We start from the raw sequence: 23,906 nt of genomic DNA, 5'->3' as shown, positions 1-23,906 counted from the left end.
TATATATGTAAGGTTTGTTAGTCTAAAACTAATAATCTAAAGGGTTTGTAAGAATCAATGTAGTTTATCGAAATAATTCTACGTCATTTAAAGTTTAATGTCAAAAAAAGAACGACGATTTATTCGCGGGTCGATTTTAAATTTAACTCTAGTAATAACAAGGGTCTAGAAATCTATTTTCTTTAATTCCTTATAGTTCACATACAAACGACGCAATAGAATTCCGTATAATATTCGGTAAAACAACCAGAATAAACCAAATAATAAAAGACTGATCAAGAATAAAACACCTATTGTAATCACCATTACCTTGTTGTTTTCTGCAATTTTGTCTTTTAACATCTCCATTTCAGGATTGTAAACAAATGCGATGATGAATCCAATGATCAAGCTAAAAACGAGCATTGCCAAGTTGTACCAAACGTAATATTGAACTGTTTTGCGTGTTTTTAAAATATCCTGCATCAATTGTTTAGTAGAAGCTGTTGTCGATATTAAAATATAGTTTTTATAAAATAAATATATAAAAATTAATATGACTGCATAATTAGCATAGGACAATACCTCAAAATAGGGAATGAACTCACTATGTTTTATTTTTTCCAAATACTCATTTGAATCAAAACAAACGCTAAGACATGTCCATAGTATAACCTCTAAAACACTAATGATTAAAATCCACTTCACAATTGAAGATGATTTTTTATGAATCATTTTATAAATTTCGATTTCCGATACCTGCTCAAAAGAATTATCACTCTTTTGCCAGTCTTTCTTTAATAAATCCAGCTCTTTCATATTCCTAATGGATTTAATATTTTTTTTAATTTCCCTTTTATCCTATTCATTTTCACTCGGGCATTTACTTCGCTAATTCCCAATGTTTCTGCTATTTCTTGATAATCCTTGTCTTCCAGATACATAAATATCAATGCTTTTTCGATATCATTCAACTGGTAAACCGCTTTATACATTAGTTTTAATTGTTCCTCTTCTTCATAATCATACTCTACATCATTCAGGAAATGTTGTCGCCCTTCAAATTCTATCGTGTTTATGGATCGTTTTGTTTTTCGGTACAAAGTAATCGCCGTATTCAGCGCGACTCGGTACGCCCAAGTAGAAAATTTGCTGTCACCCCTAAATTTAGGAAAAGCCTTCCACAACTGAATCGTAATTTCTTGGAATAAATCCTTGTGTGCATCATCGCCATTAGTATACAACCTACAAATCTTGTGGATTATATTCTGGTTTTCCTGCAGCTGTTTTACAAAAGATTGTTCTAGATTTTCACTCATACTATGTACGTTAGTAAGTCATTACTGGTTTTTGTTACAATACTCCCTTTTTTTTGGAGCACAAAAATCTCAACTTTATAAAAAAAAGTCGTCCCGCTGTACATTTCAATCTTTTTTCTGAAAAAAATCAGAAAAAAAGGATTTCCATTTCCATCGGGGCTAATTTACCCATTTTGTATTTCACAACAACAGTTGAAAAAAACAATAGTAAAATTATATTCCTAATATTTTACAATAAACAGCTAAGAGTTGTAAGTAGTGACTTTATGAAATTTCAGTATAAAAATTAGAGTTTCACTATTAACAGTATTCAGCTTCATTTAATGGTGAAAAGGAGTAGAAAAGGGTTCAAAAAAGCCTTTTATGAATTACATAAAAGGCTTTTGATAAGTTTAAAAAAGGACTAGACTATTTTTTACATTCAGAATAATCAACATTAAAAGTATATTTTTTATCGCTAACTTTCTTAACAGAAGGATTATTGATATGGTCTGGTTTGTAAGCGGCGCCAGTTCCTAAATCTACACCAAGACCAATTAATCCAAACGAGACAACACTTAAGATAAAGTTTCCAGTTCTAAAAGCTGTATTAAAAGTTTGTTTTTTAGTATCGCAACCTTCTTCTTTTAATTCTACATTTAGAGCTTTATTTCTTGGGAATAATGCAGTGACTTGGCCATCACCCATTTTTTGCCCATCAACATAAATTGCTGCGCTTGGGCGATCCTTAGCAACAATTGTACCTTCGTATCTGCTTCCACCAAACATGACACCACAACTATTTAGTAAAACCAGTAGGGATAAAGAGACTACAACACCTGAAATTCTTTTTTTCATAAGGTAAATATTTTTTTTTGGTTACAATTAATTAAGTAGCTAAAATAGTAATAATAGAATCGTAATTACAAGTGTTTGACACTTTTTTTTTGATGTTTATCAGCTATTCATCTGATTTTTTCAATTATATATTGTAAGTCATTGGTAGCTAATTTCTTAAATCTTTACTAACTTTGTAATTCATCATTCTATTTTAAAAATGAACATCCCAAATTCAGCTTTACCCAGAATAGTAATTATAGGAGGTGGCTTCGCAGGAATTGCATTGGCTAAGAAACTAAAAAACAAAAAAGTTCAGGTAGTTCTTTTAGACAAACACAACTATCATACGTTCCAACCTTTATTGTATCAAGTGGCTACAGGCGGTCTCGAAGCAGGTTCTATAGCCTATCCAATCCGAAAAGTAATTCAGGAATACGATGACGTTTACTTCAGACTCACCAATGTTCAGGAAATAGATACTATAAATCAAAAAGTAATCACCGAAATTGGCGAATTAAGCTATGATTATCTCGTGATTGCCACCGGCTCCAAAACCAATTATTTTGGTAATAAAGAAATTGAGCGCAACAGTATGGCTATGAAAACCATACCGCAATCGCTCAACATACGTAGTTTGATTCTTGAAAATTTTGAACAAGCGGTTTTAACCACTGATGTAGCCGAGCAAAACAGCCTCATTAATTTTGTACTTGTTGGCGGCGGACCTACAGGAGTAGAGCTTTCTGGCGCTTTGGCTGAAATGAAAAAAGCAATTCTGCAAAAAGATTATCCCGATCTTGATATTACCAAAATGGAAATTAACCTAATTCAAAGTGGCGACCGTATCCTGAATACTATGAGTGAGAAATCTTCTCAAGCTGCCGAAAAATTTCTAACTGGGTTAGGTGTGAAAATTTGGAAAAACGTCCGTGTCACTAATTATGATGGACGCACGATAACCACAAATTCCGATTTGATGTTTGAAACTGCCACTGTAATTTGGACCGCAGGAGTTCAAGGTGCTGTTGTAGCCGGATTAGATGCAAAATCTCTGGTAGAAAAAGTAGAACGTATTCGGGTGAATGAATTTAATCAAGTGGTGGGGTACGAAAATATTTTTGCGGTGGGTGATATTGCATCCATGGAATCCGAAACTTATCCGCAAGGACATCCTATGATGGCACAACCAGCAATACAGCAAGGGGAATTACTGGGTGAAAATCTGGTGAAATTAATTCAAAATAAACCCATGGGAGCGTTCGAATACAATGATAAAGGTTCTATGGCAACAATTGGAAGAAATAAAGCAGTTGTCGATTTGCCTAAATACCATTTTAGTGGCGTTTTTGCTTGGTTTGTTTGGATGTTTGTACATTTATTTTCACTAATTGGATTTAAAAATAAAGCGGTAGTTTTCTTAAATTGGGTTTATAATTACATTCGTTTTGACCGCGAGGGCCGTTTGATTATCAGACCGTTTAAAAAGAAAAGTTTTACCACGTTTACTAGTGATGAGATGTAGTAAAGGAATTCGTGTGTAGAAATGCTTTTTAGGACGTATCAAAAATTAATTTCAAACCTCGATATTAATTTGATAAAATAAAGCTGATAACGCACAATAAATAGCCACGAACAGAACCCCCAAAACAGCAAACAGATAACCCAAAACAGATAACCCATAACAGAAAACCCAAAACAGACAACCCATAACCCATAACAGAAAACCCAAAACAGATAACCCATAACCCAAAACAGATAACCCACAACAGAAAACAGAAAACAGAAAACAGAAAACAGAAAACCCAAAACAGAAAACCCAAAACAGACAACAGATAACCCACAACAGAAAACAGATAACCTAAAACTCTTTTCCCTTATAGTAATTTACCATCAAATTCACATATTTGTTATAACTCTCTAGGCCATCCTTTTGCTGGTTTATTTTGAGGAATTGGTCATAAAAAGCATGGAACCCTTTATCAATAATCGTGTCATATTGCTTCCAGAAATATTCGCTTTCTTTGTAGTTTTTTAAAATTCCGGTATTGACCGTTTTCAATAATTGTTTAAAAACAGCCTCATCTCTCGCTTGCCAATTCCCTAAGCAATAGCGCAAAGCCATGCTGTAACCGGAATATTGAATGTATAAATCTTCATTTTTTATGGATGCCAGAAAGCCGATAAAGTTGCATTCACTTTCACTGGCAAAACCCATTTGGTGTGCCATTTCGTGGTTCGTAGTCATCGGGAAACTGTACATCGGTCCTAAATAATTAACTTGTGCTTCATTCGTAAATGGATTCAAGTACCCTCCAAAACCCATATAAGTTAAGGGCAAACTGAACAATGATTGCTTACTGCTTGGATGCGTGTATTTTAAAAAAAAATATTGGTTTGAAAGTGTTTTATATCCGTTCAGATTCATTTCAAAAATCTGTTCTTTTGAATACGGGATTACTATTTTTAAGCGATCATTCTTTGTAATCTGCATTTGAATGGCGTTTGTTCTAGCGATTAATTTTTGGGTAAAAATCAAAAGATCAGCATCGGTATAATCGCGTTCAATATTCATTTTTTCAAACAGCGGTTGGCGGTAATAATTGAAACCCCACAGTAAATGAAAACAAAAATAAAAAACCGACAGAAAACTTAAAATCGCTAAAACATTATTTTTCCAATCTGTTTTCCACGTTTTTCTTTTTCTCAGAAGCCACTTGAAACCCAATACAATCAAAATAAAGTAAAGGCAATCCCCTACGGAAAAAGGGATTCTCCCAAACGCAATTCTAGAATATTGAGAAAGAATAGGATACAATCCGTTACTGTAAAATTGTTCCACATTTTCAGGAAAGAAAGGAATGATTTTCAGAATGATAATTTGGAACAATAAAAAGGAAGGAAGAATGTAGTTGCGTTTCACGGAGTGTTTTTTCAAAATGTAAATATAATTACAATATCAATTAGTACCATAAGGAATTTAAACTTTGTAACTTTGAACTTTAAAAATAGTAAACTTCAAAAAAATATAAATGAGTCAAGAAATAAGAAATTTAGAACCAAAAGCGCTGTGGAATAAGTTTGCCGATTTAAATGCGGTTCCACGTCCTTCTAAAAAAGAAGATAGAGTAATTGCATTCATGAAGAACTTTGGCGAAAGCCTTGGATTAGAAACTTTTGAAGATGATATTCGCAATGTTATCATTCGCAAACCGGCAACTGCTGGAATGGAAAACCGAAAAGCAATTGTGCTTCAAGGACATTTGGATATGGTACACCAAAAAAATGCAGCTACTGTTTTTGATTTTGATACACAAGGAATCGATATGTATGTAGATGGCGATTGGGTTCGTGCTCGCGGAACAACTCTTGGTGCTGATAACGGTCTTGGAGTTGCAGCCATCATGGCAATATTAGAAAGTACGGATATTCCGCATCCTGCAATTGAAGCTTTGTTTACCATTGACGAAGAAACAGGAATGACTGGAGCGTTGAACCTAAAAGGAGGAATTCTGCAAGGTCAAATTTTGTTGAATATGGATACTGAGGAAGATGATGAAATCGACATTGGTTGTGCAGGTGGAATTGATGTGACGGCTACTGCGGAATATGATGAAGAGGAAACTCCAGAAGGTTCAGTAGGGTACACCATTACTGTAAAAGGTTTGAAAGGCGGACATTCAGGAATGGATATTCACAAAGGCTTGGGTAATGCCAATAAAATCATGAACCGATTGTTGTTTGATGGTTTTGATAATTTTGGTTTGCAAATTTCAGAAATAAAAGGAGGAAGTTTACGTAATGCTATTCCTCGTGAAAGTATGGCGAAAGTTATTATTGCAGAGGTGTATGACGAAGCTTTTGTTTTTGACATGCAGCAAATTGTAAACGAAATCAAAACCGAGTTTAAAACAACAGAACCCAATTTAGAAGTTGTTTTTGAAAAAATGGAGGCAGCTCCTGCTAAAGTAATGCCAACAATTGCTCAGTTTTACTTTGTGAGATCCATGTATACGGCTCACAATGGGGTGTATAGAATGAGCGCTGATTTTGACAATCTAGTAGAAACATCAAATAATATTGCCAAAGTAATTGTGGGAGACGGACAACTTACAGTACAATGTTTAACGCGTTCTTCGGTTGAAACCTCTAAATTTGATTTGGCTAACGCACTGCGTTCTGCTTTTGAATTAATGGGTTGTGAAGTGGAATTTTCAGGATCTTATCCGGGTTGGACACCCAATTCAGAATCTGAAATTTTAGATGTTTTAGTTCCAATTTACGAGAAACAAAACGGAGAAAAACCAAAAGTAGTAGCGTGTCATGCAGGATTAGAATGTGGAATTCTGGGAACTAATTATCCAGATATGGATATGATTTCTTTTGGACCAACCATTCATGGAGCTCACTCTCCAGACGAAAGAGCGAGTATTTCCTCTTCTCAGAAATTTTGGAAATTTGTATTGGAAATTTTAGCGACGATTCCAGTAAAATAATAGTTTAAAACCATAGAAAAAGGCATAATTAAGTTCCATTTAGGATTTTAATTATGCCTTTTTATTTAGTATAATAATTTCTAATCAGCGGGTTCAGAGAGGTTGTTTTTCAAATGTTCACTATCCCAACTATGGTTTGTTGCTGCAATCTGCGAATATAGATCGCTTTTCAGTAACTGTTCCTGTAGTTCAATTTCTTCTTTAATGGTAATCATATACGCCATTTTATCATGACGTCTTTCCGCTAATTTACGAGTAGTTATTTCGTCATATTTTATAAATTGCCGTCCTTGTCTAGTGGCTGTATACTTGCGATGACCTAATTCAACTAAGGCGTCAACACCCATATTTACAGCGCTGTATAATGTTTCTCTGTAAATATGCTCGACTTTATGATCGATTAGTTCATAAGCATCATTTCGATTGCGGGCACGAGTCAAGATTTTCAAATGTGGAAAATGTTTTTTTAATGTTTCAATTACTTGTAAATTCACTGATGGATTGTCTATGGCTGCAATAAAAAGTTTGGCGTTTTCACAACCAGCCGCTTTCAGCAATTCCAATCGTGTTGCATCTCCATAATACACTTTGAAACCCATTTTTCGTAATAAATCAATTCGATCAGAATCATAATCTAGAATAGTCGATTTTACTTTATTGGCTCTCAATAAACGTCCTACTGTGCTACCAAAATGGCCAAAACCAGCAATAATAACAGGATTGTCTTCATCTATGAAATCATCATCTTTTTTATTTTCCGTCACTTTTTCTTTGATTCTGGAATTGGGATAAATTATTCGCTCGTTTATTAGCAGTAAAAAAGGAGTTGCAAGCATACTCATAGCGATTACCGCCATCATTTGATTTGCCAAAACACTAGGAATGATACTTAATTGCATGCAAAAACTCATGATTACAAAGCCAAATTCACCTGCTTGGCTCAATCCAAAAGCAAATAAAAGGTTTTGATTGTTGTTTTTTTTGTGAATTCTACTAATTACAAATAAAACTAGAAATTTTATAAAAGTTAGGATGGCTCCAAAAATAAAAATGAAAAGAGGATTTTCAATAATTAATTGAAAGTTTATTGATGCACCAACGCCTAGAAAAAAAAGGCCTAAAAGTAATCCCTTAAATGGAGCAATATCTCCTTCTAATTCATGTCGAAATTCAGAATTAGCCAATACAACTCCAGCCATAAAAGCACCAAGTGCAGGACTCAATCCAACCAATTGCATCGAATAGGAAACACCTACTACTAATAATAATGCCGAGGCAGTAAATAATTCCTGTAATCGAGTTTTTGCAATTATATGCAATAAGGGAACAAATACATAACGACCGGCAAAATAGATAGTCGATATAATCCCCAAAACAATTAGAGTTTGTAACCAGCTTGGAAAGCCTGTAATTAAGGATTGTGGCGCATCACTTGTCGCTTCAAGATTTACAGTTGAAAGTAGCGGTAAAAAAGCTAATATTGGGATCACAGCGATATCCTGAAACAGTAAAACAGCAAAAGAGGATCGACCTACGGATGTATTCAACAATCCTTTCTCTTTTAAAGTTTGCAATACAATTGCCGTTGAAGATAATGCCAATGCCAGCGAAATGGCTAAGGCAGTTTCCCATTTCCAATCCATAAAAATAAGGCATCCGACAAATAAAAGAACAGTGGTTCCTAATACTTGCGAAGATCCCATGCCAAGAATGAATTTTCGCATTTTCCAAAACTTGCGAGGCTCTAGTTCCAGACCAATTAAAAACAGCATCATAACCACTCCAAATTCAGCAAAATGCATAATATCCTCGCCTTCCTGACCAATAAAGCCTAAAACATAAGGACCAATAACAATTCCACCTAATAAGTAGCCCAAAATAGAACTTAAGCCTAGTTTTTTTGCAATAGGAACGCAAATTACAGCGGCCGATAAATAAATAATTGCTTGTAGTAAAAAATTGGTATCCATATTAAACTTGTATTGTAGCAAACCATTCGTTCATATAATGGTATTGCAAAATGGTTTCAGAATCCAAATCGCTGTTCTCTAAATAGTCAAGTAAATAACCATAAACGGCTCCGTTTTTGTCATAATCTTCTTTTGCCATGTTATGAGTTCCATGAACTACAAAAGGAGGTAAGTAAATCATATTACACACCTTTGCCGTTTGATTGAACGGTTCCAACAATTCAACAATACTATAACGATCGCTGCCTGTTTCACAATAATTCTCCTTATCGCCTCCAGTGGTAATGACCTGAAATATAATTTTGTCTTGTAATTCTTTTCCTTTTTTTCCATATGCCCAGTTGTGTTCCAGTACCATATCAATCCATTGTTTCATTAATGGTGGACAACTGTACCAATACATTGGATGATGCCAAATAATGATGTCGTGTTGGCTTAGAAGAACTTGCTCATGCTTTACATCTATGTCAAAATTTGGATATTCCTCATATAAATCATGAAAAGTGATATTTTCTGAATTAGGTATGTTTTCCACTAAAGCCCTATTCGCATGTGATTTTTCGAATAATGGATGAGAAAATAGGATTAAAATTTTATTTTTTGACATAAAAATTAGTTGTTAACTATTTATTTTTTAAAAATTTACAGGTGTTTAAAGTTCAGATTTACAGTATTTTTTGTCCTTTTTAAATTTATTGAAAGATATAAAATATTGTTTAGTATTTTTAATAGCAATCGGTTGAAAAGCTATTTTATAACTTTTAGTAACGGACAAATATAAAATTCTGTCAAAATATAAAATCATTCTGACACGATTTAATCTCTTTAGGTTTAATTCCTTGAAGTTTTGCTTCAATTTTTTTGCCACAGATTCACAGATTAATAAAAATTATTGAAAATCTGTGAATCTGTGGCTTTTATTTTGCTACTACTTCTGGGGCTTTGACCCGAAGTAATTTATTTAAAGACATTGTTCGGTTTTTTAGGAATTAATCAGCTAGTCGTATGAAAGCGGTTAATCCATCTAATTGTTTTTTGTTTAATTTTTGAAAAAGGTGGTCAATAGTTTTTTGCTTCCTACTACCCAAAGAATATCATTTTTTTCTAGAATCATACTTGACTCTGGATTTAAAATCCTTTTTCCACTTCTTTCGATTCCTACAATCAAACCATTTGTTTTTTCGCGTAACTGAGAATCCCGTATGGTGGTACCAATAAATTCTTCTTCTTTAAGTTCTAATTGTTTTAGAATAATATCGATGTCAGATACTTTTTCCGGGATTTCTATTTCATTTTGATGTAAATAAGATTTAAATTCTTTGACTTGATGGTCAGTTCCAATAACACAAATTTCATCTCCCGGGAATAAACGTTCATTTTTATTTGGTATATTAATCATAATTTCTCCCCTTTTGATAAAGGCGATATTAATTCCTAATTGTTCCCTAATGCGCAGTTCCTCTAATGTTTTTCCTGCAATGTTGGAAGTTGGTGCAATATCAAAAGTAGTCATGTGACCATCCCAAGGGGTTAAATGACTTCTGCTTCGGATGGCTTTTTTTATCTCTCGGGCATTTAGATTGTTTAGAAAGTGATCTTCTATTTTTTGGTATTGTGCATTTAATTTTTTTGGAAAAACAAAATAGACAACAACCGCCGCTATCAGTGCTATAAAGGCAATTATAGGGGAGAAAAAGATATTTAATAAAAATCCAATGTAAAAAAGAGTTAATACCATTCGCAGTAAAACCATCATCAGAATGGGCCCGCGATATTTGCGTTCTTCTCTTAAAATGGCTACTTCTTTAACCGCAACGCGACGCAAGGATAGCGCCCACAAAAAAGGGGAAAGTATTACTAACGTAATTAATGCAGCGAATATATTACCAAATTGTGATCCTTCAACTAGAGGTAAAATGAATTTGGATGAAAGTAAAATAAGAGCTACTATAATTACGGAATGGATGATTACCTGTGTCAAAAAAGCACGAACTACTATTTGCCAATTGCTTACTAATTTAATTGATTGCGTATTAGCACTGTACCTTTCAATTTTTTTGATCCATCTTCGGGGTAATTTTTTTTCCAGATATTCTGAGAATGGAGTAGAGAATTTTACCATGAATGGAGTCGTAAATGCGGTCACTGCTGAAACGGCTACAACAATAGGATACAGAAAATCACTGGTTACATTCAAAGTCATTCCAAGTGTTGCAATAATAAAGGAAAATTCTCCAATTTGCGATAAACTCATTCCGGTCTGCACGGATTGTTTTAAAGGTTGACCGGAAACGAGTGCGCCAATTGTTGAACTGATGGATTGTCCCAAAATCACGACAAAAGTTAAAATACCGACAGGTAAAGCATATTCGTACAACGTATCAGGGTTAATTAACATACCAACAGATACGAAAAAAACAGCTCCAAAAAGGTCTTTAACGGGTTTAACTAAATGTTCAATATGTTCTGCCTGAGTCGTTTCGGCAATGATAGAACCCATGATAAAAGCACCTAGTGCAGGTGAAAAACCAACATTAGCAGCAAGAATAACCATCATTAAGCACAACGCCAGTGAAATGATTAAAAGCATTTCATCAGTAAGAATACTTTTTGCTTTTTTTAGTAAGGTGGGGATGAAAAAGATACCGCCAACAAACCAAATGGTCAAGAAAAAGATCAGTTTAAAAACAGATAATAACAATTCACTTCCTGAAAACTGTTGGCTCACTGCAATTGTGGAAAGCAATACCATCATTAAAATGGCAACGATATCTTGAACGATAAGAGAACCAATAACGATTCCCGCAAATTTTTGCGTTTTTACGCCCAGCTCGTCAAACGTTTTTAGGATAATTGTGGTGGACGAAATGGAAAGAATTACTCCTAAGAAGATGCTGTCCATGGGTTTCCAGCCAATCCATTGACCTACTAAATACCCTATGGAGACCATTGCAAGGATTTGTGTTATGGCGGTAATTGATGCTGTTCCGCCTACTTTCATCAGTTTCTTAAAACTGAATTCAAGTCCTAAACTGAATAACAAAAAGATTACGCCAATCTCTGCCCAAACTTCAACGCTTTTAATATCTTTTACTGAAGGAAAAAAATCAAAATGATTTCCAGCTAAAAATCCGGCAATTAAATAACCCAGAACCAGTGGTTGCTTGATTTTTTTAAATAACAAAACGGCTACTGCGGCGGTCATTAGGATTAATCCTAAATCACTAATTAAAGGTTGCAAGTGGTGTGATACAGTTGCTACTGTTTCTGCGGGATTCATAGGCGTTTAGTTGTTTTTTTTACGTTTTTGTGTACTGTGGTAAGATATAAAAAAACTTTAATTTTAAAAGCACAATTAATGCTAAATACCGCTTTTTATGATTTTTTTAGCAACAAAAATCCCGTTCAAAAGAATTTATTGTTCCTTTTCAACGGGATTTTATAAAATCGAATAATTTTGTTAATCTATATTCCTAAGAAATTACTAGGTGTGATTTGCATCAATTCGGCTTTAATTGCATCCGAAACGTCTAAGGTTTGAATAAAACCATGAATGGCATTTTTATCAATCGCTTCATTGGTTCTAGTCAATCCTTTCAACGCTTCATACGGATTAGGATATCCTTCCCGACGTAAAATAGTCTGAATAGCCTCAGCAACGACAGCCCAGTTTTTTTCTAAATCCTCGTGGAATTTTGGTTCGTTTAATAATAATTTGTTCAATCCTTTCAAAGTAGCTTCAAAAGCGATTATTGTATGTCCTATTGGCACACCAATGTTTCTCAAAACGGTACTATCCGTCAAATCGCGTTGCAATCTTGATAATGGTAACTTAGCTGATAAATGTTCGAAAATCGCATTCGCAATTCCTAAATTTCCTTCTGAATTTTCAAAATCAATTGGGTTTACTTTGTGTGGCATAGCCGAAGAACCTATTTCTCCTGCTTTGATTTTTTGTTTGAAATATTCCATCGAAACATACGTCCAAATGTCTCGGTCTAAATCAATAATGATGGTATTTATTCTTTTCAACGCATCAAAAAAGGCAGCGAAATGATCGTAATGTTCAATTTGTGTAGTAGGGAAGGAGTGGTGCAACCCCAGGTTTTCTTCTACAAATTTCCCTCCAAATTTTCTCCAGTCAATTTGTGGATACGCCACATGATGGGCGTTGTAATTTCCGGTTGCTCCACCAAATTTAGCAGCAAAAGGAACATTAAACAACAAACGCATTTGCTCCTCTAAACGTTCTACAAAAACACCTATTTCTTTACCCAAACGCGTTGGAGAAGCGGGTTGTCCGTGTGTACGGGCAAGCATTGGAATATCGCGCCATTCCACACTTAAATCTTTCAATTTTGACGTCAAAGTAATCAAAGAAGGCATGTATACTTTCTCGAAAGCTTCTTTTGTAGATAAAGGAATCGCGGTATTATTAATATCTTGAGAAGTCAATCCAAAGTGAATAAACTCTTTATATTGGGACAAACCTAGTTTTTCAAATGCATCTTTGATAAAGTATTCCACCGCTTTTACATCGTGGTTGGTTACTTTCTCCGTTTCTTTAATCCAAAGTGCATCTTCAGTAGAAAAGTTTTTATAAATGTCACGTAAACTTTCAAATAAATTTGGGTTTACGTTTGCAAGTTGTGGCAAAGGCACTTCGCACAAAGCAATGAAATATTCAATTTCAACTAGTACGCGGTATTTGATTAAGGCTTCTTCAGAGAAAAATGGAGCCAGAGAAATAGTCTTGTTTCTGTACCGTCCGTCGATTGGCGATATAGCATTCAATTCGTTTAAAGTAGTCATTGTTTAGTTGTTTGTTCGAAAGGCACAAAAATAGTTATAAGTTACAAGTTATGGGTTATAAGTTTAGATTTTTATTGCAATTATAATTGATTTTTTGCCATTGCAACTGTTGTTGTCATTGCAATTGACCAAGTAATTTTTCTCTCAAGAAGGCAACTCCTTTCGAAGCTACTTCTGGAATGACCTCCAATGGATTTCTAAGGTTTGGAATTTTTATAGGTTTTGGATCAATATAAAAAATAGGGGTTTCCCGTTGCGCGTAATCAATTAATCCAGCTGCAGGATACACTTGCAAAGAGGTTCCAATTACTGCAAAATAATCCGCACTTTGAGTGATGGTTATTGCTTCATCAAGCGCTGGAACCTCTTCGCCAAACCAAACAATATGCGGCCGCAATTGGTTATTATTTTCGTCGAAATCACCAAAATTCAAATCCTCTGACCAATCTAAAATGTAATTTGGGTTTTTGCTACTTCGGACTTTTAATAATTCGCCATGCAAATGCAAAACATTAGAACTTCCGGCACGTTCGTGTAAATCATCTACATTTTGTGTGATTATGTACACTTCAAAATAGTTTTCTAATTCGGCAAGAATCTGATGTCCAAGATTTGGCTCTACTTCCTTGAGCTGTTTTCGTCTTTGATTGTAAAAATCAAGTACCAAAGCTGGATTTTTACGCCAGCCTTCCGGAGTGGCCACATCTTGAACATTATGCCCTTCCCAAAGTCCGTCGCTATCTCTAAAGGTTTTGATACCGCTTTCAGCACTAATTCCGGCTCCTGTCAAAACCACTAGTTTCTTTTTCATATTTTTTTTATTTGGGCGTGACCACAAGGGTCGGGCTTTCGGCTTTATCTTTTTAGGGCCAAAAAAAGCCCAAAAAAGGATACCGCCTCTATCCCTCACGCAAATTCCGTCAACAATCACGATTCCGTTACTGTTGAACACTATAAACCGAAGAGAAGTCAAAACTCAATTTGAAGTTATAAAGCTACTCTTTTTTACTATTTTTGCAAAAAATAATTCCCAATGGTTGATATCGATTACCTCGCTTTTCTTGAAAACATTTTAACAGACAACCGAAAAGAAAAATTTATAAAAGTATTGGAAAACAGAACCAAGCATTTTACAATTGCTGTGGAGGATATTTTCCAAATGCACAATACAAGTGCGGTGATGCGCAGTTGTGAAATCTTCGGAATTCAGGAATTGAATGTCATCGAGCAACGCTACGGAAAAAGTATCGATAAAGAAATTGCCATGGGCGCTCAAAAATGGGTAGATATTAACACCTTCGATAGCATTGCGAATTGTGTCGATACCTTAAAAAATCAAGGCTACCAAATCATTGCTACGACGCCTCACGAGAAGGATTGTTTGATGGAAGACTTTGATATTTCTAAACCGAGTGCTTTGTTTTTTGGTACCGAAAGAGACGGATTATCCGAAGAAATTTTGAAACGTGCCGATGGTTTCCTAAAAATCCCGATGGTAGGTTTCACGGAAAGTTTGAATATTTCGGTTTCAGCAGCAATCATCATTCAAAACTTAACGAATCGATTGCGCAACTCCAACATTGATTGGCATTTATCCGAAAATGAAATTTTAGAAAAGCGTTTGGCTTGGGCCAAAAATTCGATAAAAGACATTAAAAGAATCGAAGCACGGTATTTTGAGGAACATTAAAACGTTGTTTCACTCTCTAGTTTTATGTCTTTGATGTCATTTGGATTCATTTTATAGCGGTATACGCCTTTGTTGCCAATGGCAAATAAGGTGTTGTCTCGCACTATTACATCAAAACAATTTTTGTCAATAGCATGAACCAAAATAGGTTCAACTGGATTTCTAATGTCGAAAATTTTTATAACATCATCGCACACCAACAGATAATCAGTGGTGTAAAAGCCAATTCCCTTGGGTTGTGTTAGTGTTCTGCTATGAATTAATTTTGGATTCGTAAGATCCTTAGTATCATAAATCTGCAAAACGTTAGTGTTATTGCCGCAAGTTGCGTTTGAATTCAAGGTTACATAGGAATGTGTGCTGTTCGCAATGACAGGATCGCAAGCGGTAAAGTGTTGCACACTCGATAATTTCGTTGGGTTTTCAGGATTGCTGATCGAATAGATGAACATCCCGTTTCTGGATCCAATAAAGAGATTATCTCCGTATGAAAACAGGGTTTCTATGTCAAAACCTATTGGAATCTCATTGACTTTCACCGGCTTTTCAGAATCGATTAGCGAGAATACATTCAACTTCATCTGGTCAACGCCGTAGAGATAGTTTCCTTTTATGGCAAAAACAGCAAGTGAACCACCTTGCCCTGTATCGCCGTTTTGCGCGCTATCACTGTCCGAACAACCTATTATAAATACGAGTAATACGAAGGATATAATTTTTTTCATGTGTTACTTGATTAAAGTCCAGTCGATTATTATTTCATTTTCTTTGGTGTAGCCAAATAAACCATTTGGAGCTTGCTTTTGCGGGAACACATTTTTGTTTCTGTTGGTAACCGTAAAAACTTTGGTGATAGGATCAAATGTGGCAGTGACTAAATCTACTGCTTGATTGATGTACACCATATTTCCTTTGATGGCTAAATCAGTAGCCCCAGGCGCTTTGATGAAATGGAGACGGACAGGTTTAGTAGGATCTGTGTAATCATAAACATGAAAACCTTTATTCACATCATTGATAAACATGAAATTGTCCTTGATGTAGATTTTTCCCGATTTAATAATGGGCTGCGCATTTTGAAACGCAATGGAACTTTCCAGAGTACTGCGGGAAATAATCACCGGTTTGTATTCTTGTCGTGTAAAGTCACCGTTTTCCGTTGTTGGCCAACAGGAAATAAATAAAAATGAAACCAGCAGGAGAAGTACTATTTTTTTCATTTGCGAAATCTTTTTTTAAAGATAGTCAAAAGCGCTTTTGGTTGCGTGTGGCGCATGTTAATTTTTGGTAAAGAAGTTTTTGTATTTGTGAGCACTAATCCACAATTTTCAATTTCTAGAAACTAGGTGCTTTCAATCCCGCTATTTTGTTGAATTATTGCTATGAGTTTTTCCAAATCATTACGAGGAACGTCATCAATTTCGAATATTTTGTTCCTTCCAGATTTCTGTATTATTTTCAATGTATTATTGTCTAATTCCAATTTTTCGACATTTTCAAAAGTGATTGATTTGCTTAAAAAACTATTCAATTTGATGTTCATTCCCAGTTTATTCCATTCAACATAGTTTTTAAACCAAAACATTTTACTGTAGTATATTGCTTGGCATAAATAACCTATTGATGCTAACATTCTATTTGTTCTTTTGTATTCAAATTCAAAAATTTCAAATCCACCAATTAGAATACAAACGATAGAAAGTACCATTAAAAGTGACGTCCATTTTTTAAAGGTTAAGTGATTGAAGTGTATTTTTTTCATTACGTTCAGTTGTTGTTAATTACTAGCATTTTGAGCGTTTTGATGAAAGTCTGCGGCTTTCTCATTTTTTAAATTAATTCAAGTTCTAAAAATTGTACAAATTCACAAAGAGCCGATTGCTTTACGACACCAAAAAGACCATTTCAGTGTTAACATGCAATGAAATGGTCTCACTTGTAAGCATGGATTTTTTAATCAATCAAATCTATTCTTGTCTGACTTTGATTAAATATCTTTTTCAAAATACAAATGAATATAAATGGCAGAACCAAAATTTGTTGACGTTGATGTAGTGAATCGATATCCTTTTGCTGCATATTCATCTAGTTTTTCCTGAATTTCTTTTTTTGAGTCATTAGCAATGTGCTTTGAATCTAAAGTCAATTTAGAGTAATAAATTAAACTTTCTACTTTGTATTCTTTCATAATGTTTTTTTTTGGTAATTAAAATATGTTCTCTCTTGTTCTGTAAATGTAGTTGAAATGTATTACAAAAAAATATTTTTCTTCTATTTAAAAAATAGTGCCAACATACTAATTCATTCCCAAGAACGAAGTGCCTACATTTTATATTTTTTTTAGTGTTTGGGTATCGCCGCTGGAACGAATCAAAATTTATTGCGATAGGGGCCAAGGTTACGGCTGATCGATTATTTTAAAAAGACTCACCAATAAACAAGTAGAATCCGCCACCTTCTTTGGTAATTGCATAATCCATTCGGGTCCAAATGTCTTTTTTTGGAAATAGTAAAAAGCGTAAACCCGCACCACCAGAGAATTTTAAATTAGGAACGCTCAAATCATTTGTGTTATTAAAAACGGTTCCAGTACTTGCAAATACGGCTGCCCCAATTCTTTTGGTAAATTTTAAAGGAAGCGGTAACATTCGATACTCAATTTGCGTAGCCAGTTGGTGCTTATCTCTATACCTTCCGTAATAGTAGCCACGCATTATACTTTCGCCCCCAAGTTGTGCCAATTGATTGAATGGCACATCTCCAAAATTAAACTGCCCCAAAACTTGCGCTGCTAAAACATTGTTTTTACCAATGGGTTTATAAATACGGGTATCTGAATAAACAGAAGAAAATTTATAAGTGCTTGCCCAAGTTGGATTGGAATGCAAAAAAGCCAACTCAGAATAAAAACCATCTCGGACATTTAAAACATTATGCCTGTTATCTAGCACTATTCCTGCACCCAAACCTAAATTATTAGATCCATTAGCACCTAAAGGAAATTGAAAAGTACCATTATTAGCATCTTCTAAAACAAAATCAACACCGGACAGACTTTGATATTCTACCTCCAAACCTAAAAATAAATTTTTCGCTACTTTCTTTAGCACACGTTCTTTGATCAAAATTTGATTGGCATTGACAAGTGCCGCATACTCTTTTGGAGAATTGTTGCCAATACCGTGATACAAAAGTGGAAAACTTTGAAAGCGCAATTTCCCCAGTAAAAACAATTTGTCTTGATCTGAATAAATAGCGTGGTCAAACCATAAACCATATTGATTTTCAAGCGTAAAGAAAGTGAATCCGCTAATTTCACTTAACCTATTTGTAGTGTCTCGTTTGGCATAATAGACGTAAAGCGAGCTTAAACCAATTTCCCAAGTGGTTTCAGGAGCGTAGGCTAAAGTTGGATATATTAAAAGTTGAGGTTGGGCTACGTCAGTGGAATCATTAACAAGATGATTAAAGTATCTTTTAAAAACATTTTGTGCGTTTACAGCACCTACATTACACAGAAAGCAAATCATTACCGTTGCTAATAAATTTTTAACGCTCATAGTTTAATAGTAAAATCATACAATAAAAACAGCTGCCTATTCAGGCAACAAGTATAGTTGTTTTTTGAATGGAAATCAATTGATTTGAGTCAAGAATTTTTAGCAATTTAACTTTATTTGTTGGTTAGTTTTATTAGGAACGAAGCAATCAAATTTAGCATTTTATTTTGATTAAGTGATTATTGTTGTGGGCAAGGATTGCAAAACCTGTCGATCCGGTTTATTGAGTCATTGCGAGGAACGAAGCAGTCACATTTAGTTTAAATGCTTATTGTTGTGGGCACGGATTGTAAATCCGCGTTATTGGGATTGATGAAAGTCAGAGACTTTATGATGTTTTAGTTTTCCTATCAAGTTCTAAAATTGCGCAAAGTCAGAGACATTTGCGCAGCTTTTGCTAGAAATTTATTTGTTTTCAGAGATACTTTGCGGAGCGGCGTTATTGTATCTTTACTTTAATTGAATCATAGCTATTCGAATTTGAACCTATTAAACCATAAACCGTTTCGCCTTTTTTGATTGTTTTTCCATTAAGATCAAATTGCATCAATTCATTTTTAAAATTCTTATTTGCTGTACTTGCTGCAATCATATTACCAGTAGCTAATCCTGGACCTGCTATCAATCCAATTGGAAATGTGTTTGCAGGTTTAGTTTCCGTATAAAATCCATTTGATGTTGTTGTAGTTCCTGATTGTAATTGAACTGGAGCTAAAAGTAAGTACCATAAATAGGAAGCTGGACTTTGTTTGATAGTTTTAAATAATTTTTCAGTTTCAATTAAACTAACTTCATTACCGTTTTCATAAGAGAGTTTAAAATCTCTTCCCAAAACAATTTCATTTTCGGTGTTATTTGTAATCTTGACTGCAATGAGTTTGATGTTATTTTTAGTTTCTTTCTTTTTATATTTTTTTGCTAACAAATCGTATTTGTATTCTAGTAAAATATTGCTTTCCATACTTTTGGATGCGTAATTTATTGTTTCAGGATTTATTTTTTTATACCCGGAAGCACAACTATTCAAAAGCATTGCGGAAACTAAAAGGGAACTAATGGTAATCATTTTTTTCATTTTGTAATTTATTTTAAGGTTTGTTATTGATTTTAGTTTTAAGAGGTTTTACAAGTGTATTGCTTGGTTAAAAAGCAGTTTTCAGTTTTAAACTGTGACATCCCATTACGGAGTCATTGCGAGGAACGAAGCAATCACATTTAGTATTTTCTATAGATTATGTGCTTATTGTTGTGGGCACAGTTTGCAAAACTGCGCTATCGGGGTTAGTGGCTGGCATTATTTCTTCCCTACAAGTTTTTGGTACCATTTTAGGTTTTTTTGCCTTTCTATTTCAATTTCGTTTTTTCTATTAATATCTTCTAAAATATTTTGTTTTGTTTTAAGTCCAATTATTTCATTTTCAAAATTGGAAATTTTATTTTCAAGTTTAATGTTTTCTTTATTTAAAAGATTTATTTCTAACACTTTTGTTTCTTTTATCTTTTTTAGTTCATTTTTCTTGTTTTCTAAATGTTGTATTTCTGTTTTATAAGTTAAATTTTCAGACTTATATTTTTCGTTTTCACTCTTTAATTGTATAATTTCGCTATTAAGTTTTTTTGTTTTGTGTAATTCATTTTCTAAGAGTTTTTCATGATCACGAGTTTTCTCTAACAAAATTTTTAATCCTCTGTTTTGTTCTTCTATTTTGCTTTCAAATTCAATGTTTTCATTTTCATTTATCAATAGTTTTGCTTTAATCTCTTCTTTTTCTGATTTTATTACTTGATAATCAGTAAATAGAAATTGTTGTTTTGATTTGTATGAAACAAACTTACTGGCAGTTGTTACAAAATATTTTTTAAATATTTCTGTTTCAATGTCATTTCTGAATTTTAATGCTTTAATAAAATTGTTATATGCTTCGTTAAAATTTAATGTCTTTATATCTTCACGAATTCTTCTATAAAAATAATCAGCTTTTCCAGAATTTAATTCTTGAACGATTAAAGTACTTGGAGTTTCTGTTTTAGCGAATTCAATAACATTATTATTTGTTCTAATTTTATTTCTTGGAATTTGGCTTTTTAATACAAGTCCACTTAATGAAGTACAACGGCTTAATGCAACATAAACTTGACCGTCTTCAAATGCATTACCTAAATCTGCATAAACGTGTTCAAATGTTAAACCTTGACTTTTGTGTACAGTTATTGCCCAAGCTAATCTTAATGGATATTGTGTGAAAGTTCCAATAGTTGTTTCTTCAATTTTACGCTTTTCTTTATTCCAAACATATTGAATATTGTTCCAAGATGTTTTCTCAACTTGAACTTTGCTTTCATCGGAAAACTCAACGATAATTTTATCATCTTCGAGCGATAATACCTTTCCAATTCTTCCATTAAAATATCTTTTAAATTCGCCAGAATCATTTTTTAAAATCATTATTTGAGCACCAACTTTCAAATGTAAATTTTGTTCAGTTGGTAATACAAAACTTCCTTTACTGTCTTTTGGAAAAATTCCTGTAACTTTTCCTTCAAAAATTTTAGTTTCACTTTTTATCTCGTCTAATTTTGTCGCATTCGTTTGGTTTACTTGTGCGTTAGTTGTTGATAGAATGATATGATTATTAATTCCATTAGATGAAAAAGTTGGATTATATTTTTTGTTTAAATCATTAAGCTCTAAATCGTTTATTTGATTTACTCTTATTTTATTTAATAAATCAATAAACTCTTGTTCTTTTTGTCTATATATTTTTTTGAGTTCAATATAAACTGGTTTGTTTTCGATAACAACTTTTGAACTAAAGAAGAACGGGCTTTCATAATAATTTTTTAAGATTTCCCATTGAGCAAAATCTGCGATAGGTGGGAGCTGAAAAGTATCTCCAATTAATATAACTTGAACACCTCCAAATGGTAAAAAAGGTTTTTGTCTAAAAACTCTTAAAATTTTATCAATTACATCAAGTGTATCACATCTTACCATTGAAATTTCATCAATAATTAGAAGTTCGAGCTGTTTAATAATTATTTTTTTTTCTTCTTTATATTTAAAAGTGCTGTAAATAGTTGTATCTTCTAAATCTCCAAGTTCTTTACTCGATCTTAATCTTTTGTCATTTACTACAAATGGACCAAAAGGTAAATGAAAAAAAGAATGAATTGTTTGGCCTCCAGCATTTATTGCAGCCACTCCAGTTGGAGCCAAGATTACAGCATTTTTAGTTGTATTATTTTTTAAAGATTTTAGGAATGTTGTTTTACCAGTTCCTGCTTTTCCGGTTAAATAAATAAGTTTGTCAGTATGCTTCACAAATTCAGAAGCATTATTAAATTCTACATTATTCTTGTCTAAATCAATATTTTCGATTGTTGTCATTTTTCTTATTTCCAGGATTTTTCAGATGCTTTTCACTAACGTGTCGCGACTTTAATATGTCTAGAAGTTAGTAACCTATCAACTTTCGGGTTAACGAAAAATTGATTCGAAACGATAATTCCACTAAATTCCAGCTAAATCAAAACAGCCGTTAACTGAAGTACTTTTTATTCAGGAAGGTGATATGCTAAAATTCCTAAACTAATTTCTCGATTTCTATCCTCGTTAATGTGGAAAATATAATTCCACCAAGTTTCACCATTTTTCTTTTCTGTCCTAATGTAATTTGGATGTGTTTCGGTTACCTCACTAATAATTGAAATCACATTACTCATGTCTTTATTTCTCACAAACATAATTAATGATGTTTTAGAGTTTCTAAATGTTAGATAACCCAATAGTTGGTCAATAGTTGATAAGTAACCACCTTTCCCTGTCCAAAATTTACATTCCGCGATAAAAACAACATCACTATCATATTTCAAAAGAATATCTGTTTTTCCTTTTTTATTAAAAGTTTCTCCACTTGCACTACCAAATTCGAAGTTTGGGTCAAGAGTTAGAAGTATATGGTCTCTTAAATCTTCTTCTCCTTTGCCTGAATATGTGGATGGCATTCTTTCAAAATTTTTACCTACATCGTTTATTATTTTTAATATCTCAAAATAATTTTCATTTGATAACGTAGGCTCAGGTTTAAAACCTTTTTCATACACTTTCGGTTCAATAATTATTTTTTTTCTTAATTCCGGTTTTGGAATAGAAAATGTTTCTGCAACACCAACTTTCTTTTTTAAAGGAACCCCTAAAGAAGAAAGTAAATTATTTTTTGAAAGAAGTTTTTGCTTACGTTCCTTAATCTTTCCTATGGCAAAGGCTAATACTTCATTATTAAATCTTGCACAATCTTTCTTTAGAGTATCATAATCAGATAAAATAAATCTTTTGCAGTCTTCAAAATCACGTTTTATTTTTTCTGGATTGCTATCAAAATTAATTATTTCGGTTGTTATACTATCATTAGTCACTCCAACATCAATACTACCTGACATAGAAAAAGAGCTTACTCCCTGATTTCTTAGTATGTAAATGTTACCAGAATACGGTATATGATAAACTATAACATCTCTCTTGTATATCTCTCCGCTACGTACATCATAATTCCCAGGAAATCTATCAGCAGGAATTTCTTTTTCGTAACTCTCTACGTAAACATTCTCAAAATCTAGTGTTGGAAAATCAATGATATGAGTTTGGATTAAAAACTCGCCAAATTCTACTTCACTTACGTTAAGAATATAATCTTCTGATTTTTGATTAATTTGGCTCTCTATCTGACTTGCCGAATTACCAAAAACACTCTTTAAGTTTCCTTCTCTATATAGTTTCAATTTACTTCCTTGGTACATTTTTTTTAGTATTACAGCTAACTAGTTTATTGGCGCTAAGTAGTAGTATTTATCCACCCCAAATTGCGAGTATATACGTTACCGCGTAGTGGATTATTTACAAATATATAAATAATAAATGTAGTACAATTCATTAAATAGTCTTTTTGCCTTTTTTTCGATAACGTTTGTATAACCCTAAACGAACTAATCAACGCAAAACCCTAGCCCTGACCGCAGCGAAAAACGCATGCAGGTAGCCAATTACTTTTTTCTGGTGGTGGCAGAGCGAATCCCGACACTTCGGGAGAAGCTCCTGACAGCAGCTAGAAAAGAGTTTGAAACCAAATAGCTTGCAGCGTATGGCGGGAATTGCTCCTTAAAATGAATTGAGGATCAATCCTGAAATGAGATCCTGAAATGTATTCAGGATAAAAAAATCCCCAACTACTTTCGTGATTGGGGAATGTAATAGTAAAGATTTGAAA

General features: G+C 33.5%; 20 protein-coding genes. 3 read left to right on the top strand and 17 right to left on the bottom strand.

Going from position 1 to position 23,906, the window contains the following annotated elements; all coding sequences use genetic code 11:
* Window positions 1–165: 165 nt before the first annotated feature.
* The 3 genes from E0F91_RS01070 to E0F91_RS01060 form a co-directional block, all read right to left on the bottom strand.
* Window positions 166–798 carry a hypothetical protein gene (locus E0F91_RS01070; protein ID WP_132064526.1) on the bottom strand — a complete coding sequence of 211 codons (633 nt, stop codon included), beginning with the start codon at window positions 796–798 and terminating at the stop codon, window positions 166–168.
* Entirely contained in the window at window positions 795–1,298 is a 504-nt protein-coding gene (locus E0F91_RS01065) for an RNA polymerase sigma factor (protein WP_132064525.1), read from the bottom strand. The genes E0F91_RS01070 and E0F91_RS01065 overlap by 4 nt, the downstream gene beginning before the upstream one ends.
* Window positions 1,299–1,706: 408 nt before the next feature.
* Window positions 1,707–2,135, bottom strand: a complete 429-nt coding sequence (locus E0F91_RS01060; RefSeq protein WP_132064524.1) for a hypothetical protein — start codon at window positions 2,133–2,135, stop codon at window positions 1,707–1,709.
* Window positions 2,136–2,334: 199 nt separating this feature from the next.
* Between E0F91_RS01060 and E0F91_RS01055 the strand changes: the two genes are divergently transcribed.
* Window positions 2,335–3,639 carry an NAD(P)/FAD-dependent oxidoreductase gene (locus E0F91_RS01055; RefSeq protein ID WP_132064523.1) on the top strand — a complete coding sequence of 435 codons (1,305 nt, stop codon included), beginning with the start codon at window positions 2,335–2,337 and terminating at the stop codon, window positions 3,637–3,639.
* A gap of 336 nt (window positions 3,640–3,975) precedes the next feature.
* Here the strand turns inward: E0F91_RS01055 and E0F91_RS01045 are convergent, their stop codons facing one another.
* Window positions 3,976–5,037, bottom strand: coding sequence for a DUF3810 domain-containing protein (locus E0F91_RS01045; RefSeq protein WP_132064522.1), 1,062 nt, complete (start codon window positions 5,035–5,037; stop codon window positions 3,976–3,978).
* 109 nt (window positions 5,038–5,146) lie between these two features.
* On the opposite strand from E0F91_RS01045, the gene E0F91_RS01040 reads away from it, so the two are divergent.
* The gene (locus tag E0F91_RS01040) at window positions 5,147–6,610 is read left to right on the top strand and encodes an aminoacyl-histidine dipeptidase (RefSeq protein ID WP_132064521.1); all 1,464 of its coding nucleotides are present in this window, start codon (window positions 5,147–5,149) and stop codon (window positions 6,608–6,610) included.
* 80 nt (window positions 6,611–6,690) lie between these two features.
* On the opposite strand, the gene E0F91_RS01035 is transcribed toward E0F91_RS01040, so the two are convergent.
* The 5 genes from E0F91_RS01035 to E0F91_RS01015 form a co-directional block, all read right to left on the bottom strand.
* Window positions 6,691–8,580 carry a monovalent cation:proton antiporter-2 (CPA2) family protein gene (locus E0F91_RS01035; protein WP_132064520.1) on the bottom strand — a complete coding sequence of 630 codons (1,890 nt, stop codon included), beginning with the start codon at window positions 8,578–8,580 and terminating at the stop codon, window positions 6,691–6,693.
* Window position 8,581: 1 nt separating this feature from the next.
* Window positions 8,582–9,187 (bottom strand): NAD(P)H-dependent oxidoreductase, encoded by a 606-nt coding sequence (locus E0F91_RS01030; RefSeq protein WP_132064519.1) that lies wholly within the window; start codon window positions 9,185–9,187, stop codon window positions 8,582–8,584.
* A gap of 432 nt (window positions 9,188–9,619) precedes the next feature.
* Window positions 9,620–11,860 carry a cation:proton antiporter domain-containing protein gene (locus tag E0F91_RS01025; RefSeq protein WP_132064518.1) on the bottom strand — a complete coding sequence of 747 codons (2,241 nt, stop codon included), beginning with the start codon at window positions 11,858–11,860 and terminating at the stop codon, window positions 9,620–9,622.
* Between the two features lie 185 nt (window positions 11,861–12,045).
* The gene (purB, locus tag E0F91_RS01020) at window positions 12,046–13,392 is read right to left on the bottom strand and encodes an adenylosuccinate lyase (RefSeq protein WP_132064517.1); all 1,347 of its coding nucleotides are present in this window, start codon (window positions 13,390–13,392) and stop codon (window positions 12,046–12,048) included.
* Window positions 13,393–13,507: 115 nt separating this feature from the next.
* Entirely contained in the window at window positions 13,508–14,203 is a 696-nt protein-coding gene (locus tag E0F91_RS01015; protein WP_132064516.1) for an SIR2 family NAD-dependent protein deacylase, read from the bottom strand.
* Window positions 14,204–14,425: 222 nt separating this feature from the next.
* On the opposite strand from E0F91_RS01015, the gene E0F91_RS01010 reads away from it, so the two are divergent.
* Window positions 14,426–15,082 carry a TrmH family RNA methyltransferase gene (locus tag E0F91_RS01010; RefSeq protein ID WP_132064515.1) on the top strand — a complete coding sequence of 219 codons (657 nt, stop codon included), beginning with the start codon at window positions 14,426–14,428 and terminating at the stop codon, window positions 15,080–15,082.
* Here E0F91_RS01010 and E0F91_RS01005 read toward each other — a convergent pair.
* The 8 genes from E0F91_RS01005 to E0F91_RS00970 form a co-directional block, all read right to left on the bottom strand.
* The gene (locus E0F91_RS01005) at window positions 15,079–15,807 is read right to left on the bottom strand and encodes an LVIVD repeat-containing protein (RefSeq protein WP_132064514.1); all 729 of its coding nucleotides are present in this window, start codon (window positions 15,805–15,807) and stop codon (window positions 15,079–15,081) included. The genes E0F91_RS01010 and E0F91_RS01005 overlap by 4 nt on opposite strands.
* A gap of 3 nt (window positions 15,808–15,810) precedes the next feature.
* Window positions 15,811–16,302, bottom strand: coding sequence for a hypothetical protein (locus E0F91_RS01000; RefSeq protein WP_132064513.1), 492 nt, complete (start codon window positions 16,300–16,302; stop codon window positions 15,811–15,813).
* A 122-nt stretch (window positions 16,303–16,424) separates the two neighbouring features.
* The gene (locus E0F91_RS00995) at window positions 16,425–16,844 is read right to left on the bottom strand and encodes a hypothetical protein (protein ID WP_132064512.1); all 420 of its coding nucleotides are present in this window, start codon (window positions 16,842–16,844) and stop codon (window positions 16,425–16,427) included.
* Window positions 16,845–17,069: 225 nt separating this feature from the next.
* Entirely contained in the window at window positions 17,070–17,270 is a 201-nt protein-coding gene (locus E0F91_RS00990) for a DUF4177 domain-containing protein (protein WP_073355212.1), read from the bottom strand.
* A gap of 229 nt (window positions 17,271–17,499) precedes the next feature.
* Window positions 17,500–18,642 carry a BamA/TamA family outer membrane protein gene (locus tag E0F91_RS00985; protein WP_132064511.1) on the bottom strand — a complete coding sequence of 381 codons (1,143 nt, stop codon included), beginning with the start codon at window positions 18,640–18,642 and terminating at the stop codon, window positions 17,500–17,502.
* A 439-nt stretch (window positions 18,643–19,081) separates the two neighbouring features.
* Complete coding sequence (locus tag E0F91_RS00980; protein ID WP_132064510.1) at window positions 19,082–19,717, bottom strand: hypothetical protein; 636 nt, start codon at window positions 19,715–19,717, stop codon at window positions 19,082–19,084.
* Between the two features lie 219 nt (window positions 19,718–19,936).
* Window positions 19,937–22,030: a DEAD/DEAH box helicase gene (locus tag E0F91_RS00975; RefSeq protein WP_132064509.1), complete on the bottom strand. Its 2,094-nt coding sequence runs from the start codon at window positions 22,028–22,030 to the stop codon at window positions 19,937–19,939.
* A 167-nt stretch (window positions 22,031–22,197) separates the two neighbouring features.
* On the bottom strand, window positions 22,198–23,439 hold the full coding sequence (locus tag E0F91_RS00970) for a hypothetical protein (protein WP_132064508.1): 1,242 nt from the start codon (window positions 23,437–23,439) through the stop codon (window positions 22,198–22,200).
* Window positions 23,440–23,906 lie beyond the last annotated feature (467 nt).

The sequence above is a fragment of the Flavobacterium sandaracinum genome (assembly GCF_004349135.1).
Lineage (GTDB): Bacteria > Bacteroidota > Bacteroidia > Flavobacteriales > Flavobacteriaceae > Flavobacterium > Flavobacterium sandaracinum.
This window is presented reverse-complemented; position numbering and strand designations above follow the sequence as displayed.

What these genes read in the sequence shown, in the direction of transcription:
- E0F91_RS01070 (WP_132064526.1), bottom strand. Translation starts at nt 798, where the DNA reads ATGAAAGAGCTGGATTTATTAAAGAAAGACTGGCAAAAGAGTGATAAT.
- E0F91_RS01065 (WP_132064525.1), bottom strand. Translation starts at nt 1,298, where the DNA reads ATGAGTGAAAATCTAGAACAATCTTTTGTAAAACAGCTGCAGGAAAAC.
- E0F91_RS01060 (WP_132064524.1), bottom strand. Translation starts at nt 2,135, where the DNA reads ATGAAAAAAAGAATTTCAGGTGTTGTAGTCTCTTTATCCCTACTGGTT.
- E0F91_RS01055 (WP_132064523.1), top strand. Translation starts at nt 2,335, where the DNA reads ATGAACATCCCAAATTCAGCTTTACCCAGAATAGTAATTATAGGAGGT.
- E0F91_RS01040 (WP_132064521.1), top strand. Translation starts at nt 5,147, where the DNA reads ATGAGTCAAGAAATAAGAAATTTAGAACCAAAAGCGCTGTGGAATAAG.
- E0F91_RS01035 (WP_132064520.1), bottom strand. Translation starts at nt 8,580, where the DNA reads ATGGATACCAATTTTTTACTACAAGCAATTATTTATTTATCGGCCGCT.
- E0F91_RS01030 (WP_132064519.1), bottom strand. Translation starts at nt 9,187, where the DNA reads ATGTCAAAAAATAAAATTTTAATCCTATTTTCTCATCCATTATTCGAA.
- E0F91_RS01025 (WP_132064518.1), bottom strand. Translation starts at nt 11,860, where the DNA reads ATGAATCCCGCAGAAACAGTAGCAACTGTATCACACCACTTGCAACCT.
- purB (WP_132064517.1), bottom strand. Translation starts at nt 13,392, where the DNA reads ATGACTACTTTAAACGAATTGAATGCTATATCGCCAATCGACGGACGG.
- E0F91_RS01015 (WP_132064516.1), bottom strand. Translation starts at nt 14,203, where the DNA reads ATGAAAAAGAAACTAGTGGTTTTGACAGGAGCCGGAATTAGTGCTGAA.
- E0F91_RS01010 (WP_132064515.1), top strand. Translation starts at nt 14,426, where the DNA reads ATGGTTGATATCGATTACCTCGCTTTTCTTGAAAACATTTTAACAGAC.
- E0F91_RS01005 (WP_132064514.1), bottom strand. Translation starts at nt 15,807, where the DNA reads ATGAAAAAAATTATATCCTTCGTATTACTCGTATTTATAATAGGTTGT.
- E0F91_RS01000 (WP_132064513.1), bottom strand. Translation starts at nt 16,302, where the DNA reads ATGAAAAAAATAGTACTTCTCCTGCTGGTTTCATTTTTATTTATTTCC.
- E0F91_RS00995 (WP_132064512.1), bottom strand. Translation starts at nt 16,844, where the DNA reads ATGAAAAAAATACACTTCAATCACTTAACCTTTAAAAAATGGACGTCA.
- E0F91_RS00990 (WP_073355212.1), bottom strand. Translation starts at nt 17,270, where the DNA reads ATGAAAGAATACAAAGTAGAAAGTTTAATTTATTACTCTAAATTGACT.
- E0F91_RS00985 (WP_132064511.1), bottom strand. Translation starts at nt 18,642, where the DNA reads ATGAGCGTTAAAAATTTATTAGCAACGGTAATGATTTGCTTTCTGTGT.
- E0F91_RS00980 (WP_132064510.1), bottom strand. Translation starts at nt 19,717, where the DNA reads ATGAAAAAAATGATTACCATTAGTTCCCTTTTAGTTTCCGCAATGCTT.
- E0F91_RS00975 (WP_132064509.1), bottom strand. Translation starts at nt 22,030, where the DNA reads ATGACAACAATCGAAAATATTGATTTAGACAAGAATAATGTAGAATTT.
- E0F91_RS00970 (WP_132064508.1), bottom strand. Translation starts at nt 23,439, where the DNA reads ATGTACCAAGGAAGTAAATTGAAACTATATAGAGAAGGAAACTTAAAG.